Source organism: Cytobacillus sp. NCCP-133 (assembly GCF_026011715.1).
Classification (GTDB): Bacteria; Bacillota; Bacilli; order Bacillales; family Cytobacillaceae; genus Cytobacillus.
Window position 1 is genome coordinate 1 of sequence record NZ_BRVM01000028.1, and the last position, 18,202, is coordinate 18,202.

General features: G+C 40.9%; 13 protein-coding genes. 11 read left to right on the top strand and 2 right to left on the bottom strand.

Translation table 11 applies throughout. The features are described 5' to 3' along the window. Window positions 1–77: 77 nt before the first annotated feature. Both NCCP133_RS20100 and NCCP133_RS20105 read left to right on the top strand, forming a co-directional pair. The gene (locus tag NCCP133_RS20100; RefSeq protein ID WP_264807026.1) at window positions 78–1,283 is read left to right on the top strand and encodes a Ger(x)C family spore germination protein; all 1,206 of its coding nucleotides are present in this window, start codon (window positions 78–80) and stop codon (window positions 1,281–1,283) included. Between the two features lie 239 nt (window positions 1,284–1,522). After that, window positions 1,523–2,632 carry a GerAB/ArcD/ProY family transporter gene (locus NCCP133_RS20105; protein ID WP_264807027.1) on the top strand — a complete coding sequence of 370 codons (1,110 nt, stop codon included), beginning with the start codon at window positions 1,523–1,525 and terminating at the stop codon, window positions 2,630–2,632. Between the two features lie 177 nt (window positions 2,633–2,809). Here NCCP133_RS20105 and NCCP133_RS20110 read toward each other — a convergent pair whose 3' ends face one another. Beyond that, entirely contained in the window at window positions 2,810–5,254 is a 2,445-nt protein-coding gene (locus NCCP133_RS20110; RefSeq protein ID WP_264807028.1) for a PAS domain S-box protein, read from the bottom strand. 586 nt (window positions 5,255–5,840) lie between these two features. Between NCCP133_RS20110 and NCCP133_RS20115 the strand changes: the two genes are divergently transcribed. Genes NCCP133_RS20115 through menC form a run of 4 tightly spaced genes read left to right on the top strand, consistent with a single transcriptional unit; the run spans window position 5,841 to window position 9,782 of the window. Further along, complete coding sequence (locus NCCP133_RS20115) at window positions 5,841–6,704, top strand: MurR/RpiR family transcriptional regulator (RefSeq protein ID WP_264807029.1); 864 nt, start codon at window positions 5,841–5,843, stop codon at window positions 6,702–6,704. Beyond that, on the top strand, window positions 6,701–7,846 hold the full coding sequence (locus tag NCCP133_RS20120; RefSeq protein ID WP_264807030.1) for a M20 peptidase aminoacylase family protein: 1,146 nt from the start codon (window positions 6,701–6,703) through the stop codon (window positions 7,844–7,846). Before NCCP133_RS20115 ends, NCCP133_RS20120 begins: the two co-directional genes overlap by 4 nt. 37 nt (window positions 7,847–7,883) lie before the next feature. Continuing rightward, window positions 7,884–8,654 (top strand): GNAT family N-acetyltransferase, encoded by a 771-nt coding sequence (locus tag NCCP133_RS20125; RefSeq protein ID WP_264807050.1) that lies wholly within the window; start codon window positions 7,884–7,886, stop codon window positions 8,652–8,654. Window positions 8,655–8,675: 21 nt separating this feature from the next. Continuing rightward, window positions 8,676–9,782 (top strand): o-succinylbenzoate synthase, encoded by a 1,107-nt coding sequence (gene menC / locus NCCP133_RS20130; protein WP_264807031.1) that lies wholly within the window; start codon window positions 8,676–8,678, stop codon window positions 9,780–9,782. 294 nt (window positions 9,783–10,076) lie between these two features. Here menC and NCCP133_RS20135 read toward each other — a convergent pair whose 3' ends face one another. Further along, a complete protein-coding gene (locus NCCP133_RS20135) occupies window positions 10,077–10,472 on the bottom strand; it encodes a hypothetical protein (protein ID WP_264807032.1) in 396 nt (131 codons plus the stop codon). A 612-nt stretch (window positions 10,473–11,084) separates the two neighbouring features. Between NCCP133_RS20135 and NCCP133_RS20140 the strand changes: the two genes are divergently transcribed. From NCCP133_RS20140 to NCCP133_RS20160, 5 genes are all read left to right on the top strand, one after another. Then, entirely contained in the window at window positions 11,085–12,275 is a 1,191-nt protein-coding gene (locus tag NCCP133_RS20140; RefSeq protein WP_264807033.1) for a CdaR family transcriptional regulator, read from the top strand. Window positions 12,276–12,456: 181 nt separating this feature from the next. Further along, window positions 12,457–13,599, top strand: a complete 1,143-nt coding sequence (gene solA, locus NCCP133_RS20145; RefSeq protein WP_264807034.1) for an N-methyl-L-tryptophan oxidase — start codon at window positions 12,457–12,459, stop codon at window positions 13,597–13,599. Between the two features lie 42 nt (window positions 13,600–13,641). Next, on the top strand, window positions 13,642–15,099 hold the full coding sequence (nhaC, locus tag NCCP133_RS20150) for a Na+/H+ antiporter NhaC (RefSeq protein WP_264807035.1): 1,458 nt from the start codon (window positions 13,642–13,644) through the stop codon (window positions 15,097–15,099). A gap of 463 nt (window positions 15,100–15,562) precedes the next feature. Beyond that, entirely contained in the window at window positions 15,563–16,333 is a 771-nt protein-coding gene (locus NCCP133_RS20155) for an IclR family transcriptional regulator (RefSeq protein ID WP_264807036.1), read from the top strand. Between the two features lie 59 nt (window positions 16,334–16,392). Then, window positions 16,393–18,024 (top strand): thiamine pyrophosphate-dependent enzyme, encoded by a 1,632-nt coding sequence (locus NCCP133_RS20160; protein WP_264807051.1) that lies wholly within the window; start codon window positions 16,393–16,395, stop codon window positions 18,022–18,024. Window positions 18,025–18,202 lie beyond the last annotated feature (178 nt).

The window sequence follows — 18,202 nt, forward strand, 5'->3', positions numbered from 1 at the left end:
TCGAAAAATATTTTTTTGACATCCCACCAACGGGTCAAACCGTTGATATATCAATATTTATAGAGGGAGGATATGATGTGAATAGAAAAATTGCTTTAGTTATTATGATCTTCCTTTTGCTTAACTTTTTATCAGGTTGTTGGAGCCGGAGCGAAATGAATGAACTTGCGATCACGGTCGGATTGGCAATCGATAAACCAGATGATCAATTTATTATTACGACCCAGGTAGTCAATCCTGGACAAGCTGCCGCAAGACAAGGCGGCGGCCAGAAAACACCAGTTATTACATATCAAGAAAAAGGAGACACTGTTTTTGAAACGATAAGAAGAATGACAACGGTTACGGCTAGAAAACTTTATTTTTCTCATATTCGAATTCTTGTAATAAGTGAAGAGTTAGCCGAAGAAGGATTGGGTGAAGTGTTAGATTTTTTAATAAGGGACCATAATGTGCGATCAGACTTTTACGTTGTAATTGCGAAAGATACGAAAGCGGAAAACGTTTTAAAAGTGTTGACGGGATTAGAAGATATTCCTGCTAACAAACTGTTTACAGCTCTTGAAACATCTGAGAAATCATGGGCCCCTTCAAGGGCAGTAGCAATAGACGAACTGATAGTCGATATCGTGGCTGAGGGAAAAGAGGCACAATTAACTGGACTCGAGATAACAGGGGATATAAAAAAAGCAGAAAAGAGTGAGCATGTTCAAGAAATTGAACCTGATGTCACATTGAAATATAGCGGCTTGGCAGTGTTTAAAGGCGATAAACTAATCGGCTGGTTGAACGAATCGGATAGTAAAGCGGTTAATTATGTTCAAGGCAATGTAAAAAGTACGATAGGTGAAACGTCCTGTCCTGATGGAAAAGGAAAAGTTGCCATTGAAGTCATTCGCACGAAAGCTGATCTGAAAGCGAAGGTTGAAAATGGTTCACCAAAAGGAACTATTAATGTTCAGATCGAAGGAAACGTTGGAGATGTACAATGCAGGAACCTGGATTTGTCAAAAATGAAAACGATCGAGGAGTTGGAAAAGAAATCGGAAAAAATAGTCAAAGAATTAATTGAATCGACTATAGCGAAAGCCCAGGGGGAATTTAAAGCCGATATTTTTGGGTTTGGCGAGGCGATTCACCGTTCGGATCCCGACTATTGGAAAAAGGTGAAGAAGGAATGGAATGAGAAATTTGCGGACATGCCAATAGAAGTAAAAGCAGCCGTAAAGATTCGGCGGGTCGGAACAATTGGAAATTCACCGATGAAAGGGATGGAAGAGTAGAATCCTTATAAATGATTCTTATACTGAAAAAAGTATTAATACTTCCTTAATGTGCTAAAAAGGACAGATGAAAGAATCTACGAGTGATTGTTAAATTACCTTCTAATCAGAGCAGGTTTGAGCATTGCATAAACTTTAAAACTGACAAACCTAATTCGATAAGGTTTGCTGTCATTAAAAAGCGCCTGTTAATCCTATATGCGACTTTTTATTATAATAAAAAAGGAGGTGAATGGCTGTTGGAACGCCAAAAAATATCGGTCCGTCAATTCAGGGTTTTAGTCATTTTATTTACTATTGGTACGTCCATATTAATCGTTCCATCAGTCCTTGCCTCCGAGGCGAAACAAGATGCCTGGATTGCAGCCATCCTCGGTATGGGATTCAGTTTGCTTGTCATATTACTATATAATAAGCTAGGTCTCATGTTTCCAAATATGACCATTGTACAAATGAATCAAAAGGTTTTTGGGAAATGGTTGGGAAAAGCAATTTCTCTTTTATTTTTTTCGATGGCATTTTTATATTCTTCAGCTCTTTTATTTTATACCGGTAATTTTTTCATTATAGAAATAATGCCAGAAACGCCAATCGAGGCTACAGTGGTCCTAATGGGCGCCATTATGGTGATGGCAGTACGACAAGGGCTGGAAACATTTGCACGATCCGCAGAACTCTTTTTCCTGATCTTCTTTTTATTGTTTTTCTTCTTGATATTTTCTGTTGTTCCAGAAATTGAGTTTAAAAACCTGCAACCTATTTTTGAGGTGGAGTTTAAGCCTTTACTTCGAGGATCAATATTTCTGGTCGTCACGTCTACTATAAATGCTGTCGTTTTATTGATGGTTTTTCCCACCGATGTTAATCAGCCGAAAAAAGCCCAAAAATCTTTTTTGATCGGAACTTTAATTGGCGGGCTGGTGATGATCATCATCACTTTATTAAGCATTTTGGTTCTTGGTCCCTATTTATCAGAAAAACTTGTGTATCCAGGGTATGAGTTGGGGAAACAGATTAATATCGGCAATTTTATTACACGAATGGAAGCAATTATGGCTGCAATGTGGATGATTACCATCTATTATAAGCTGGTGCTTTATTTTTACGCCTCTGTTTTAGGGTTTACACAAATTCTAAACATGAAAGATTTTCGCCCATTTACTTTACCCTTGGGGATGATTGCCATTGTCCTTTCCCTTGTGGTATATCCCAATGTCGCTTATATACAAGAGTGGGATATTGAAACGGCAAACCCTTATTCTTTAACTGTAGGGTTATTCTTTCCCCTTGTACTGTTAGCAGTGGCTGCATTTCGAAAAAAAAATCGAGAAGGAAATAGTTCGCTGTAAATTAATCTCGAATTGCTTGCCAGTACCGGAATAATGGAACTAAGTTGGGTTCAAAGGTGCGGGGGAAAAGGGGACCATTAAAAAGGAAAGCTTCAGATTATTTAAATGAATTTTGAAGTAAAAAACCCTGAATGGCACATCACCAATCAAGGTTTTGATTATAACCTTAATAAGACTTCATTGAATCTCAGAATACGCAGCTGAATGTATCCCCTGGTCTGGGAGTGGAAAAACTGGAACAATCACCTCCACCATCGTTCCTCTATCTTCTTCACTTTCAATAAATATTTTACCTTGGTGTGAATAGGCAATTTTATAACAAGTCATTAATCCTAAGCCGATGCCTTTCTCTTTCGTACTGTAAAAAGGTTCACCGAGAAAGGGGATTCGATCCTTCGGAATCCCACACCCGTTGTCCATAAATCGAATATATATCTGATCATCATTTCCTTGTTCCATCTGGACTAAAACTTGGCCTCCATTTGGCATAGATTCAATTGCATTTTTCAATATGTTGATAAACATTTGCTTAATTTGATTAGCTTCACAAGGGATTGGCGGGATTTCGGAATTTTCCTTAACCCTGATATATACATTATTCATCATTGCTTGTGATTGGAGCAGTACTGTAACCTGTCTTAAGAGTAAATTAAGATCATGCGGTTGGACCTTAACTGATTCTGTTTTAGCAGCCGTCATAAATTCATTCGTAATGACTTGAATTTGTTCAATTTCTGATTTCATAACATCAATATACCATTGATTGTTTTTATCAACAGCTGTTTCAAGCAGTTTCAAAAAGCCTTTAATAGAAGTTAGCGGATTACGGATCTCATGAGCTATCGCTGTTGCTAATTGTCCTACAACGGACAGCTTCTCCGACTTTCTTAATAATTCTTCCGTCTTTATTCTTTCTGTAATATCTCGTGAAATGGCTAAAAACACTTCTTTTTCACCCAAGTTAAAAACATGGACACTAAATTCAGTATTCATTTTTTTTCCTGTTTTAAATACATATTCGTCTTGTACAGTGAAGCGATGCTTGCCATCTCTAATTTTCTCTGTAATATTAATGAGCATATTAGAATTACGGGAAATAATATCGTAAAATGACATGGAAAGGAGGTTTTCCCTGCTGTAACCAAATCTTTCACAGCCAACGGGGTTTACCTCAATAAATCGTTCGGGCATGCGATCTTCTTTATTCAATTCCACTAAATATACCGCATCTGCAGCTTGTTCAAATAATGTCCGGTATTTCATCTCACTTTCTTGCAATTGTCGATGTAATCGACGAAGTTCTCTTTCTGTTTTCTTTTTTTGCGTTATATCTCTTATTATGGCTGATAAAGCGATTACATTGCCCTTCATGTCGAGAATGGGCGATAATGTCAAACTAACATCGATAAACCTTTCATCTTTGCATAATCTTACAGTTTCAAATCCGGTAATAGATTCACCAGAAATGACTCTTTGGTATAGCTGTTTAGTTTGGCCTAATATAATATTTGGAATCGTAGGGAATCTTTTTCCGATGATTTCTTGCTCCGACCAGCCAAAAATTTCTTCAAAAGCCTTATTAACCTGTAGAACATGCCCCTCTAAATCAAACATTGAGATGGAATCCATATTGTGCTCAATGAATGATTCCAATCTCTCTTTAGTTGACATTAATTCTTCTTCCATACTCTTTCGTTCCGTTACATCCACAATCGTTCCTGCCACCTCCATGACTTTTCCTTTATGCTTAATTGGGCGAAGCGAAATTAAAATAATTGTTTCATCATCCGGCCATGGTATCTCAAATATGACTTCCTGTCCATTCCATGCTTCTTGAAAATATTCCAATAATCGAGGGAATAAATGCGGAGGGCTTAGCATTTGTAAATCTTTCTCTAATTTGTCTTCGGTACTGTAACCATTACGGTAAAAAAACTGCCCGTCAAATAAAGTATATATAAACCTTTCATTTACCTTCTTAAATTTAAAAATTCCTCCTTGCAGTCCATGTACCGTATCTTTAAGCTCTTGCTTGGATTCGGCTAATTTCAAATTCATCCCAGATAACTCTTCTGATAAGCGATACAATTTTTGATAGGATTCAATTAGGAAAAGTCCGATTAATAGGCCAGCAGATATAAATAATAAAATTTGAGGATCAAAAGGCAGGGAGATGGAGAAGAATCCGAAAATTAAATGCAGCATTATTAAATAAACAGCCATATAAATAAATGCACCTTTAAAGGGAGGAAGATTTTTAAAGCAGGTATTAAAAATGGTAAATAGAAAGCCAATTACAAGATATGCAGTTATAGAGGGTGCCCAATTGTCGCCAATATACAAAACGCGTGTTATAACAATAAAACTCAAAGTTATCCAGCCTGCCCCGCGTCCGAAGTAAATAAATGAAAGAATTAGAGGAACAATACGAATATCGCAGATATAACCTTCATGTTTAATATGAAAAAGGATCAAAACAGCAGCAATAAGACCAGCAAACAATCCCCCAAATAAACGCTCTGATTTAAAAGTTTTAATAATTACAAACACACGAAGGAATATCACTGCACTAACTAAAAAAGAAAAAACAGAGATGTTAATAAAAAATTCTTTCACCACCATATAATCCCCCTTCTTCTTTGATCTCTATAATTATTATATGACTTTTGATATAACTTTTTATTTTCCTTCTTGACTGAGATCCTTTTATATTTAATAGGATATATTATATGGACGAGTAAATACCAACGAATTTTTTGGAAAATTCAAAAAAATATAACTCCTTGCTAAAAAGAAGGTAAGATTGGCATTGAAGTTATTCGTACGAAGGCAGAAAAGGGTGATCCGAAAGGAACAATTGAAATTAAAGAGAAGGTAACATAGGTAATATGGGCTGCAAAGAGACGGACTTAACAAAATTAGAAACCATAGAAGAATTAGAGAGACAGTCGGAAGAAAAGAAAAAAATATTAATGTAGGATAAGGCGCTAGAGAGGTATTTATTGAAATTGTTTATTCGGAGACATTGATAGCGAAGAAAGCAGAATAATGATGGAAGCGGGCACCGATTGGGTGTCTTTTTTATTATAAAATTTTCTGAATAATTATTGTTTTTAAAATAAAAATATGATACTTTTATAAAAATGAAGTTCAGACTTCATAAACAATAAAAATACAGCACAAACTTCATTCTCGAAGGTGAGACTACATGATCTTAAAAGAAACCATAGAAAAAGAGTTTAATAACCTTTCCAAAGGCCAGCAGAAGGCAGCTATGTACCTGCTGGATCACCCAAAGGATTTTGCAGTGAAGTCAGCGGGGGAGATTGGCAAAAGGATCGGAGTCAGTGAAACCACAGTGATTCGATTTTGCTATTCGATTCATCTTTCCGGCTATTCTGAGCTGCAGAAGATGGTCCGTGAGCAGCTGCTTCAAACTAATAGCACGCTTGGGCAGTATTTTACGAGCAAGGTGGAGCTGGCGGAGAAGCCTCATTTCTTTGCGAGTGTGATGGAGAAGGATTGCCTGCACATTAAGGAAACCATACAAAATATTCGTGAAGAAGACTTTGATCAAATGGTTAACCGATTAATAGAGTCAAATAAGGTGTATGTAACGGGTTTGCGATCTTCCTTTTCAGCGGCCAGCTGGCTTGCTTTTACGCTTGGGCTTGTTCGCGGAAATACTAAGCTGATCCGGCCGGATACGGATGATTTACTGTTGACGATCAGCGATATGGATGAGGGATCGACGTTCATTGCGATTTCCTTTGACCGCTATATGAAGGATACGATTAAGCTAGCGGAATTGGCGAAAAAGCAGGGAGCTTTTGTAATCGGAATAACGGATTCCAGTATTGCACCGATTAAGGAGTACGCAGATTTGCTTTTCCATATCCATTCATCGGAAAAGTCGACAATCGATGCGGCACCAGCGCTATTTTCATTTTTAAATGCTGTGATTGCCGGTGTTTCCATCAAGGACAGGGACCGATTTACGAAGCGAAGAGAACAATATGAAAAATTGGACAGCAACCACTTTTTTATTCAGCCGGGAGGAAAGATGAATTGAGAGAATACATAGAAGAATTAAAACCTGCGATTGATTGTGTTTTTAATCATTTGCATGAAAATCCGGAGATCAGCTGGAAGGAATATAAAACGACGGAGTATTTGAAGACGTTCCTTGAGTGCCGAGGATTTGATGTTCAGGTGTTTGGCGATTCAACGGGCCTAGTTGTCGAGGTGGGGGAAGGCAGTCCATGTGTGGCACTTAGAGCGGATATGGATGCACTTTGGCAGGAAGTGGATGGAAAGTTCCAGGCCAATCATTCCTGCGGGCATGACGCCCATATGAGTATGGGGCTTGGAGCGATGCTATTGCTGCAGAAAGCAGGCTTCCCTTCAAAAGGGAAACTGAAATTCATTTTTCAGCCGGCCGAGGAAAAGGGAACGGGCGCTTTAAAGATGATTGAGCAGGGTGTTTTGGATGATGTGGATTACTTATACGGCGTTCACCTCAGGCCCATTCAGGAGATCCGGGATGGAGAGGCATCCGCAGCCATTTTCCATGGTGCAGCCAGATTCCTGGCTGGTGAAATTATCGGAGAGGACGCTCACGGCGCACGCCCCCATTTAGGACAGAATGCCATTGAGATTGGAGCATCTCTTGTGAATGAAATTAAAAGCATTCATTTGGATCCGATGGTTCCTTATACAGCGAAGATGACAAAGTTTCATGCAGGCAGTGATTCTGGCAACATCATACCAGGAAAAGCTTCTTTCAGCTTGGATCTGCGTGCTCAGACAAATGAAGTCATTGCCGCTCTATCAGAAAAAATCGAAACGATCACTGAATACCTATCCAAATTATATGGTGTGAAAATCACCTTAGAGACAAAAGCAAATGTTGCTGCAGCAGAGGTCGATGAAGAGGCACAGCATTTTATGGAAAAAGCCATTGTGGATGTGCTTGGTACGGATCAATTAAGGGAACCGATCGTTACCTCAGGGGGAGAAGACTTCCACTTTTACACCCAGAAGAAACCGAACATAAAAGCAACGATGCTCGGATTGGGGTGTGATTTGCAGCCGGGGCTTCACCACCCGAAGATGACGTTTAATCGGGATGCCATTTACGCTGGGGCTGAGATTTTAGCTAGAACATTAATGCATACAATGGAGGGAACTGGAAGTGGGAGCAACGGTGACTAAGAAGATTGATCTGCGGGTTTTAAAGGGAGCCTCCGATATGAATATGATTCAAAGGCTGGAGAATGAAATCTGGAATATGGCTCCGCTTCCAGTTCATCAAACCATTACAGCTGCACAAAATGGGGGCCTGCTGCTGGGGGCTTTTTACGAAAATGAACTGGTTGGCTTCAGTTATGGATTTTCCGGTTTTAACAAGGGAAAAAGCTATCTTTGCTCACATATGCTTGGCATACACCCGGACCATCAGGATAAAGGATTAGGCGCTCTCCTGAAGCAGAAGCAGAGGGAGATCGCTTCCGAAATGGGCTACGACTTAATCACCTGGACATTCGATCCGCTTGAAAGCCGTAATGCCTACTTAAATCTTTCGAAGCTAAATGCGGTGTGCTCCACCTATGTTGAAAATTGCTATGGGGAGATGGATGACAGCTTGAATCATGGGCTGCCAACTGACCGATTAAAGGTAGAATGGTGGATTAATAGCTCACATGTGGAGGAACCTTTACAGATTGAAGCAGCCACTTCAGGGGATCCGTTTGAATGGGGTGTATCGGAGGAGGATTTTCCGGTTTTATTAAATACAGAATGGGAAGACGCTTTAGGCCCTGTGCTTGTCCCTATACCGGCAAACTTCCAGGCTATTAAAAGCAAAAATTATGAGCTGGCAAGGGATTGGCGCTATAAAACGAGAGAAATTCTTCAATCCTTATTTGAAAAAGGATATGCGATGGCTGGTTTTATAAAAGGGAAAGAAGAACTTGTTCATTACTATATATTGGTTCAAAGAGACGAACTGCAACTCAACTAACAGAAAAAGGCGGGAATAAACATGAACGTAACTGAAGTGATATTGCGTCATATGAAAATGAGAATGAAAGCTCCATTTACAACAAGCTTCGGAACATTTCAGGATAAAGAGTTTCTCTTACTGGAAGCGAAGGATGAAAACGGTTTAAGCGGTTGGGGGGAATCCGTTGCGTTTCATTCACCCTGGTACAATGAAGAAACATTGAAAACGAACTGGCATATGCTAGAGGATTTCATCATTCCGGATCTGTTAAATGAAGAGATCCGCCACCCGGATGAAGTTTCTGAAAAACTTTCTTACATACGAAAAAACAATATGGCGAAGTCAGCCTTTGAAGGTGCTGTTTGGGATTTATATGCAAAGCAGCAAGGCATTCCGCTCGCGAAAGCCTTAGGCGGGACGGCCAGCGATATTGAAGTGGGCATCAGCATTGGCATTCAGGATACGGTTGATGATTTGCTGAAGCTTATTGAAGAGCATGTGAATGAGGGCTATAAGCGAATTAAAGTCAAAATTAAGCCGGGCTGGGATGTTGAGGTTATGAGGGAAGTCCGCAAGCATTTTCCGGATGTGCAGCTGATGGCTGATGCCAACTCTGCTTACAGGCTGGAGGATATTGAACTATTAAAACAGCTGGATGAGTTCGATTTAATGATGATCGAACAGCCGCTGGCTTCAGACGACATTATCGACCATGCCACATTGCAAAGAGAGCTCAAAACCCCGGTATGCCTGGATGAGAGCATCCATTCCTATGAGGATGCCAGAAAAGCGATTGAGCTTGGAAGCTGCAAGATTATTAATATTAAAATTGGCCGTGTTGGCGGGTTAACAGAGTCCAAGAAAATTCACGACCTTTGCCAGGAGCGCGGCATTCCGGTATGGTGCGGCGGGATGCTTGAATCAGGAATCGGCAGGGCACACAATATTGCCCTGACGACTCTATCAAACTTTGTGATGCCAGGGGATACTGCTGCATCATCCCGATATTGGGAGGAAGATCTGATTGAACCGGAAGTGACCGTTGATAATGGAATGATCAAAATTCCGGAGAAGCCGGGACTTGGTTATGAGCCGGATCTTGCAACCATCAAGAGATTTACTGTAACGGAAAAGAGTTATTCTTAAGGAGGAGAGAGGATTCTCTCTTTCTCTTATAAATATAATTGTCGCAAAATTCTAATATTAAAAAGGGGGAAAAATAATGAAAAAGAGTATTCAGATCGCCGGGGCATTTATTGGACTAGGGGACAGGCACCTTTTACGATTTTTGTAGTAATCATGCCAGACTAAAAACGCACACAAAGTCTGGCTATCGACTTTTTAAAAATAATCCATCTACCTTAATGGTTCAAAATAGGAAAAATAAACAGAAGAATTCCGAAGAAACAAACGTGGAATGTGTTAGAAGATTATAGGAACTCAGTTTTTATTCATCCTATTGAAGTATAGTTCATGCTTTCCTGCTTGTTTGGACAGGTATTCAATATCTCTATTCATATTCTTCGTATTTTGATCAATTCGCTTCAGGATGGAGACAGTATCATCATTTGAAGTTTGTGCAATTGCATTTAAAGTTGTTTCCATACGGTTAAGCTGCTGATTGATCCCTTCGAAGTTCTGTTTGCCTTCCTCTAGCTTCTTATCAATTACTCCAAAGTGCTTATCATTTTCTGCTAATTTTTGGTCAACTTGTACCAGTTTTTGTTCAACTTGATCAAAACGCTGATCAACCTTTACGAACTTTTCATCGACTTGATCAAAGCGGTTATTCATTTGTTTTTCCAGCTGCTGAATGGCCTTAAGTACTTGTTCCATTTCTATTTCACCTCCTTGATGTTAGTATACATCATGCTTGCTCATTCATCACTATAAATAAGAGGGAAATATCAGTGTATGACCTCTTGAATCAAATCAGCTTGATTAACCACTATGGAAAGAGTAGTGTCTCTTTTGATAAAATGGAAGAAACGTTAAATTAAAAAAGGCTTTCCTTTAAACGGGAAAAGCCTTTTTTAATGCCAGTAGCTATTATTTCGTCCTGCACTTTTTCTTTTCTTACACGATCCAGACTATGAAAGCCCTTCATTCTCGTTATCCAATAACCGGTGTAGTAAAGCCGAGGAAGATGAAAAAGCATAAAAAGTAGACTAGTTTTTTGGATCATAAAATTCGGTGGCGTTAAAGAAATTCATCCCTCCAAAAGCACCAATGGCAGCGGAACTTTATGAAGCATTCATGAAGCCGCAAAACAGGTGAGCCAGAGAGCAAAGGCTTCCAGCTGGTTTATACATGTACTGCAAGCATACTTCCAATTCTCCATTACAATTTATAGCTTGCATTTTTCGTCCTATATTATAGAGTTTATATAAAGATAGAATACTAGAATAGCTGATTATATACAAGCCCAGTTTGAAGGGGATGGATAAAATGCTGAAGAAAGTCGCCACAAAAATTGCCGCATCGACGAGTGAAATAATCGGATATGATGTGATCATTACAGATGAAACCGGGACGATTATTGGAGCCAGTGATAGGAAAAGATTAGGAGTCGTTCATGAAGCTTCTATACCTGTTATTAAAAACAAAAGGCCATTAACCATCAGGCCGGGTTATAGTGATCATTTTCAAGGGACGAAGCCTGGTTTCACCCTTCCTATTGAAATACATGGCCATATTATCGGAACAATTGCCATCACAGGAGAGAGAAGGAAAGTGGAGAAGTACGGCCTCTTAGTTCAAAAGCATGCTGAAATTATGCTGAGGGAAGAAATCCTTATGGAGTCAAACCTTATTTCACAGCAAGCCAATCAGGAATTTATAAAAGAAATCCTGGCAATTGATGCAAACCAATATAGTGAAAACATACTGAGAACCCGCAGTTTTGAACTAGGGTTTGAACTGAAGCCGCCATTTGTCTGCGCTGCGGTAGAAATAGTAAATATAGAAGAATTAATCGCTGGATTATCCAAATCCCGCAATAAGGATGAATCGCTGGATGTCAGCATTCAGCGTACCAAATTAACGATATTAAAAGAGATTCAATCGATATTTACCACTGGTGATCTTTCTGCTTATATGGGAGATGACAAGTTTATCATTTTGCATAAAACAGGGTCCAGCCCCTATAGCCAGTTTTCCGCCGCATGTAAATATCTCTTGGAGCGCTTGAGGGCAAAAAGCATAAAAGCGATCATTGGCATTGGATCTTCTGCAGAGACTATTCTGAAAATCAAACGCTCAAATCGTGAAGCCTGGAAATTGATTGAGATTGGCAAAAAACAAAAAACGGCTGAAAGTGTACTTCATGTGGATGATTATCACTTGGAAACCATAATGCAAAGCATGGATCCGGATGTGATGGGGATGATGAAAAGGAAAATGAAGGAGCTGCTTGAAACAGATGATTGGGAGGATATCGCACAAATCATAAAGGCTTGGTGTGAATCAGGCTTCAGCAAAGTGGATACCGCCAATGCCCTTCATATACATAGAAATACACTGCAGTATCGCCTGGAAAAAATAGAAGAGATGACAGGCATAAATAAAAAGGATTTCCGTAAAATGCTGTTTTTATATTTGGGTATTTCGTTAATTGAATGGGAGTTTATGACAAAGTAAAAACAGGAGCGAAAATAACAAATAGACCACAGAGTTTCCAACATAGCAAATATTATTAATGTGCAAAATGCACAAATTCACATGTTTTTTAACGTTCATCCATGTTCTTAAGTCACATTGTGCCGATTACGAACCTCATCTATAATTAAAATATTCAAAATATTTAGATAGAGGGTTGGAGATGGACGCAGAAATTGGAATTATAGGGTTAGGGACAATGGGCAGCATGGCGATGTGGCATTTGGCGAAGTCAGGTGCTTCTGTCATCGGTTTTGAACAATTTGGCATCGGACATGACAGATCTGCGGCAGGCGGAGAATCAAGGATTTTCCGAACAGCTTATAAAGAAGGCTCCAATTATGTTCCATTGCTTAAGGATGCTTATAAGCTATGGCGGGTTCTTGAAGAGGAGTCGGGGAATCCGCTATTAACTCTAACCAATGGTTTAATCATTGGCCATCCTGAAACAGCGGAAATGAAAAAAGTGTATAAAAGCATACGAGAATACGATTTGGATCATGAAATTCTGAGCAGGGATGAAGCCGGGAAGAGATACCCGCAGCATCGCCTGCAGCCAGATGAACTGATGATTGTCGATAAATTGTCAGGTTATCTTCGCCCGCAGCTTTCGATTGTTTCTGCTGTTCAGCGGGCCCGGGACCTGGGGGCCGAGATTCATAGCCACACGGCAGTAGACCATATAAAAAGTGAGCGGGATGGTGTGTCTATATATGCTGGCGGCAAGGCTTATAAGGTTGGGAAAGTACTCATCACAGCTGGCCCATGGGCGGTGAATTTCATGAAGGAGCTGGGAGATTTTATGGACGTCCGCAGGCTTGTGAATGCCTGGTTTCTTCAAAAAAAAGCAGAGAGCTTTAACGATAAGAATTTCCCGGTATTCACAAGGGAAAGTAAAGGCTTCTATTATTATGGGTTTCCTTCTGTGGATGGCAATATGGTGAAAATCGGCATGTTTACAACTGAGAAAAGCCGTATATCAAGCCCTGATTCGCTTGATCGGGCGGTCGATCTCCAAGAGCTCGCTGCCTTTACTGAGATAATCGAGAAGGATTTGCCAGACTTGTACTCTGACCCTTCAAGAGTCAATTCCTATATGGAGATTTATACAGCGGATAGGCATCCAATTGTAGGGGCTAGTCCCTGGGAAGACAATATGATCTACTTAACCGGTTTTTCAGGACATGGCTTTAAGCTTGCGCCTGTCATGGGCAAAATTGGTGCAGACCTTGCGCTATATGGAAAAACGGAATATCAAGTTGACCCTTTTTCACCAGCGCGTTTTATAAAAGCAGGTTCAATCTAGATTAATAGAAGGATTTATATAAATTTTAAGAGGAGGCTGTTTATGGAAAAAAGAAAAGCGACATATGGAGAATCGATTCTAGCCCTATTGTTTATGTTTGTATTTGTATTTGTTGGGTTTCTGGCTTTTGGCTTAAGAGTTGAATTGATGATGATTGCTGCAGCAGGATGTGCGGGCATCCTGGCATGGAGGCTTGGCTATTCATGGAGCGAAATGGAAAAAGCCATCACCAGCCGTATTGCAGGAGCGACACCTGCAATGCTTATTATCTGGGTGATCGGTATGGTCATTTCAACCTTCATCTTCAGCGGCTCCATCCCTATGCTGATTTTCTACGGAATTGATATCATCACTCCCCAATATCTCCTTGTATCAGCATTCTTATTATGCGTTGTTTTCTCAACCATTACTGGAACTTCATGGGGCTCTGCCGGTACTGCAGGCCTGGCATGTATGAGCATTGCTGCAGGGTTTGGCATACCGCTTCATATTACAGCGGCAGCGGTCATTTGCGGTTCGATTTTTGGAGATAAAATGTCCCCGCTCTCAGAGACGACGAACCTTGCGGCTGCTACTACAGATGTCGACCTCTATGATCATATAAAATCCATGATGTGGACGACGGTCCCCGCAGCTCTTATCACGCTTGTATTTTTCTACATTGTTGGTCTTAATCTGGACATCAGCGGGCAAGGTGTTCCTGAAGATGCGCTGGCTATGCAGACTGGATTGGCTGAAATGTTTAGTTGGAGTCCGCTGCTGATTCTGCCGTTTCTCATTATTCTTGGAGGCGCCATTATGAAAAAGCCGCCTGTTCCCACGATGCTAATCAGCTGCTTAACGGCAATTGCTATTGGAGTGGGATATCAGGGATTTACAATGGAATCCGGCATATATGCTTCGCTAAGAGGCTTTAATGTCAGCATGGTTCCAGGAGTCGATCCGGCCAATTTAGCTGACAGTGTGCTTACGCTGTTAAATCGCGGCGGAATTGTTTCCATGGTAGGGGTTGTCATCATCATTTATTGCGGTTATGCGTATACTGCGATCATCAGTAAAGCGGGATTCCTAGAGACAGCTCTTGCTCCGCTTGCAAACAGAGTAAAGACGCGTGGCCCTCTCATGGTTACCACTTTGTTCACCGGCCTCGTACTGCTGGTCTTTTCCGGCACTTCCTATACAGTAGCGATCATGCTTCCGGAAATGTTTAAAAAACCTTTTCTGAAAGCAGGGATGGCAGCCAGAACGCTTTCGAGGAGCATAGAAGACGTGGGAACCATGGTAGCAGCGCTAGTCCCATGGGGAACATCCGGCGCATTTTATATCAGCACCTTAGGAGTGCCGATCTATGGAGCCGGCGGTTATGGAATCTGGGCTGTTATGACCTATCTAACACCGATTATTGCTATCATCTTAGCCTTTGCTGGAATAGGAATCTATAAGATTAGCAAAGAGGAAGCCGAAGAAGCAATCATTAGAAGTGAGCAAAAGGCTATTTAGGGACAGGCAAAATAGATATTAATAATGTGGCCTCAGCAGATTGCTGAGGCTGTTTTCTTGTCATTAGTTTTTATATACTTCTCTTGCAATGATATTAAAAAAAATTAAAATTTTATAAAATTCTGTTAATTGTCTTGCGTTTTCTTATATTTCCAATTATGATAATTTTAAGCTTTTAAAAAAGTAAAATGACGTTTCACTATGTAAAATGAATTTTTAAAAAACCTTCAGCAACCTGGAGTGAAGGAGCACAAAATTCATCAAGACAGCCATTCGAAATTTTTACTTCCTCAGTATTTTACATTCCAATGCCTTCATCAAAAATAATGATCTATTACAATCCTAGTCTGAAAGAATAAAATACTTGCGGAACAAAGCTTTGACACATTAAGACCAGAGGCATTTTTTACATCATAATCATTTTCCATATGAACTGCCTATATTGGAAAGAGGATGGATCACATTGAACCAAAGTGTAACGAAAGCATTAAAACTGCTATGTCTCTTTTCAGAAATAAAACGGGAGATATCCCTGCAGGAAATGCATGAAATGACTGGAATGCCAAAGGCCACGGCGTATCGTTTGCTTACTTCTCTTGAAGAGGGTGGACTGCTTCGTAAAATGAAACACTCAGAACATGATATCCGCTACCGTCTGGGCATCAGGCTTCTTGAGCTGGGGAACCTGGTAAGTGAGGATTTGGAGCTCCGGCGGGCAGCGTTTGATCATATGAAAGCTTTATGCAAAGAAATCAATGAAGTCGTCCACCTCTCCATTTGCGAGGGGGAGGAGGCCATTTACATTGAAAAGGTTGAAAGCAATCAGGCCGTAAGACTTTATACAAGAGTTGGCAAAAGATTGCCTTTATATGTTGGTTCAGGTCCGAAGCTCCTATTGGCCAACCTTCCAAAAATGAGGCAAAAAGAAGTCATTAGCCGAATGACGTTCGAAGAGTTTACACCTCAGACGATTACGAATGAACAGGCGCTGTACCAGGAACTGGACACGATAAAGGAACAAGGCTTTGCTGTAAGTTTAGGAGAACAGGATCCTGATACAGTAGGCTTGTCCTATCCTATTCGGGATTACTCCGGTGAAGTGGTCGGAGCACTGGGGGTAACGGGTCCGAGCATGCGGTTTTCCGAGGAAAGAAAAGGTGAAATTCTTGAAAAAACAAAAAAAGCGGCTCAGGCTATCTCCAATGACTTAGGCTTCAGGGGAAATGGTGAATAGAACTATTCGAAGAAAAATTCATAGAAAGTAAAATTGAGGAGGAATTTCTAATGGCAAAGATGACTAGTGCTCAGGCGATTGTAGAGTGTATGAAGCGTGAAGGTGTTAATCATGTATTTTGTGTACCCGGGGAAAGCTATTTGCCATTAATGGATGCAATCTATGAAGAAAAAGATATCGAGTTAATTTCAAACCGCCATGAAGGCGGGGCTGCTTTTATGGCGGAGGGTTATGGGAAAATATCGAATAAGCCTGTGGTTGTAATGGCGACCCGCGGAGTTGGAGCTGCTAATCTTTCAATCGGCATCCACACAGCTTATCAGGATTCTACGCCCATGGTGGTATTTCTTGGGCAGGTACATACAAAGTTTCGCGGGCGAGAGGGCTTTCAGGAAATGGAGCTTGACCGTTTTCTTGAGCAGGTAACCAAATGGGGTGTGGAAATTCGGGACCCGGAACGTACACCCGAGCTTGTCCAGCGTGCTTTTCGGATTGCACAGACCGGCCGGCCAGGCCCAGTGGTTGTTTCATTGCCCGAAGATGTTTTGCCCAAGGTGGCAGACATGAATTTCGCATTTGGCACTCTGGTTCCAAAGCCGTCTCTTTCAAATGAGCAAGTGCAGGAGATCGTATCTTGCCTAAAGACGGCTGACTGTCCGGTGATCATTGCCGGAGGAGGAGTCAAGCTGTCTGAAGCTGAGGAGGCACTTAAAACGTTCGCTGAAAAAACCAATATCCCTGTAGTTGCTTCCTTTAGGAGACATGATGTACTGTCTAATGATCATCCACTGTATTGTGGCCAATTAGGTTTAGGTACACCGCCACCTCAGATTGAAACCGTCCGCCAGGCTGATGTGATCCTTGCAGTTGGAACCAGGCTCTCCGAAGTTACCACACAGGATTATTCCTTAATCAAGCCGGAACAAACTCTTGTTCACCTTGACATTGAAGCCCATGTCCTTGGCAAAGTATATCCTCCAGCTCTTGGGCTTGTTGCTGATGCTAAAGCAGCTTTTGACGCACTGAATCATGCAGTGGAAGGCTGGGACTCTTCCCGCTGGTCTTCATGGAGCAAGGAACGGAGGGAACTATTTTTAAAATCATCACGAATGGATGAGATTGAGGAAGCCCCTTGGCCAATCGGCTATAAAGATGTGATACAGGCTTTTAATGAGCTATGTCCAGAAGAGGCCATTATTACGAATGATGCAGGCAATTTTGCTACGTGGCTGCAAAATTTTCATCTGTTTACTGGCAAAAAATCTTACGCAGCTCCTACATCAGGGGCAATGGGATATGGTTTTCCTGCAGCTGTTGGAGCAAAGTTCGCGAATCCCGAGCGGCCAGTGATCGCTTTTGCAGGAGATGGCGGATTTATGATGACACTGCAGGAAATCGAAACGGCAGTGCGAAATAGAATTCCTGTCATTGTCCTTCTATTTAACAATTCCTCCTATGGCACCATTCGGATGCACCAGGAAAGAGCCTATCCGGATCGTAAAATCGGAACTGAACTTTCAGATGTCAACTATACGAAGCTGGCAGAAGCTATGGGGGCCATTGGCGTTACGGCAGATTCTGCCACAGCCTTCCGTTCTGCTTTTAAGGAAGCTCTAAAAGAAAATGAACGGCCAACCATTATCGAAATGAAAATGAATCCAAAGCAAGTTTCAATTGGAATGATCTTATAGACCGCTGTTCAATTCAAGCGGCAAATATTTGCATTTTGAGCGAGCAAGTCGATCCTCTTCATCTCCTGAACTGCCATTTCAAAAAGGAATAAGGAATACTATAAAATCTTGCCAAGAATGATCGGCAAGATTTTTTTATTGCCGCTGATAACTGGAATGACAGCATTAGGGGGAGGCT

Bases quoted from the DNA above. Each gene is read 5' to 3' on its own strand.
- solA (WP_264807034.1), top strand. From the start codon at position 12,457: ATGGACGCAGAAATTGGAATTATAGGGTTAGGGACAATGGGCAGCATG.
- NCCP133_RS20140 (WP_264807033.1), top strand. From the start codon at position 11,085: ATGCTGAAGAAAGTCGCCACAAAAATTGCCGCATCGACGAGTGAAATA.
- NCCP133_RS20160 (WP_264807051.1), top strand. From the start codon at position 16,393: ATGACTAGTGCTCAGGCGATTGTAGAGTGTATGAAGCGTGAAGGTGTT.
- menC (WP_264807031.1), top strand. From the start codon at position 8,676: ATGAACGTAACTGAAGTGATATTGCGTCATATGAAAATGAGAATGAAA.
- NCCP133_RS20110 (WP_264807028.1), bottom strand. From the start codon at position 5,254: ATGGTGGTGAAAGAATTTTTTATTAACATCTCTGTTTTTTCTTTTTTA.
- NCCP133_RS20115 (WP_264807029.1), top strand. From the start codon at position 5,841: ATGATCTTAAAAGAAACCATAGAAAAAGAGTTTAATAACCTTTCCAAA.
- nhaC (WP_264807035.1), top strand. From the start codon at position 13,642: ATGGAAAAAAGAAAAGCGACATATGGAGAATCGATTCTAGCCCTATTG.
- NCCP133_RS20135 (WP_264807032.1), bottom strand. From the start codon at position 10,472: ATGGAACAAGTACTTAAGGCCATTCAGCAGCTGGAAAAACAAATGAAT.
- NCCP133_RS20125 (WP_264807050.1), top strand. From the start codon at position 7,884: ATGAATATGATTCAAAGGCTGGAGAATGAAATCTGGAATATGGCTCCG.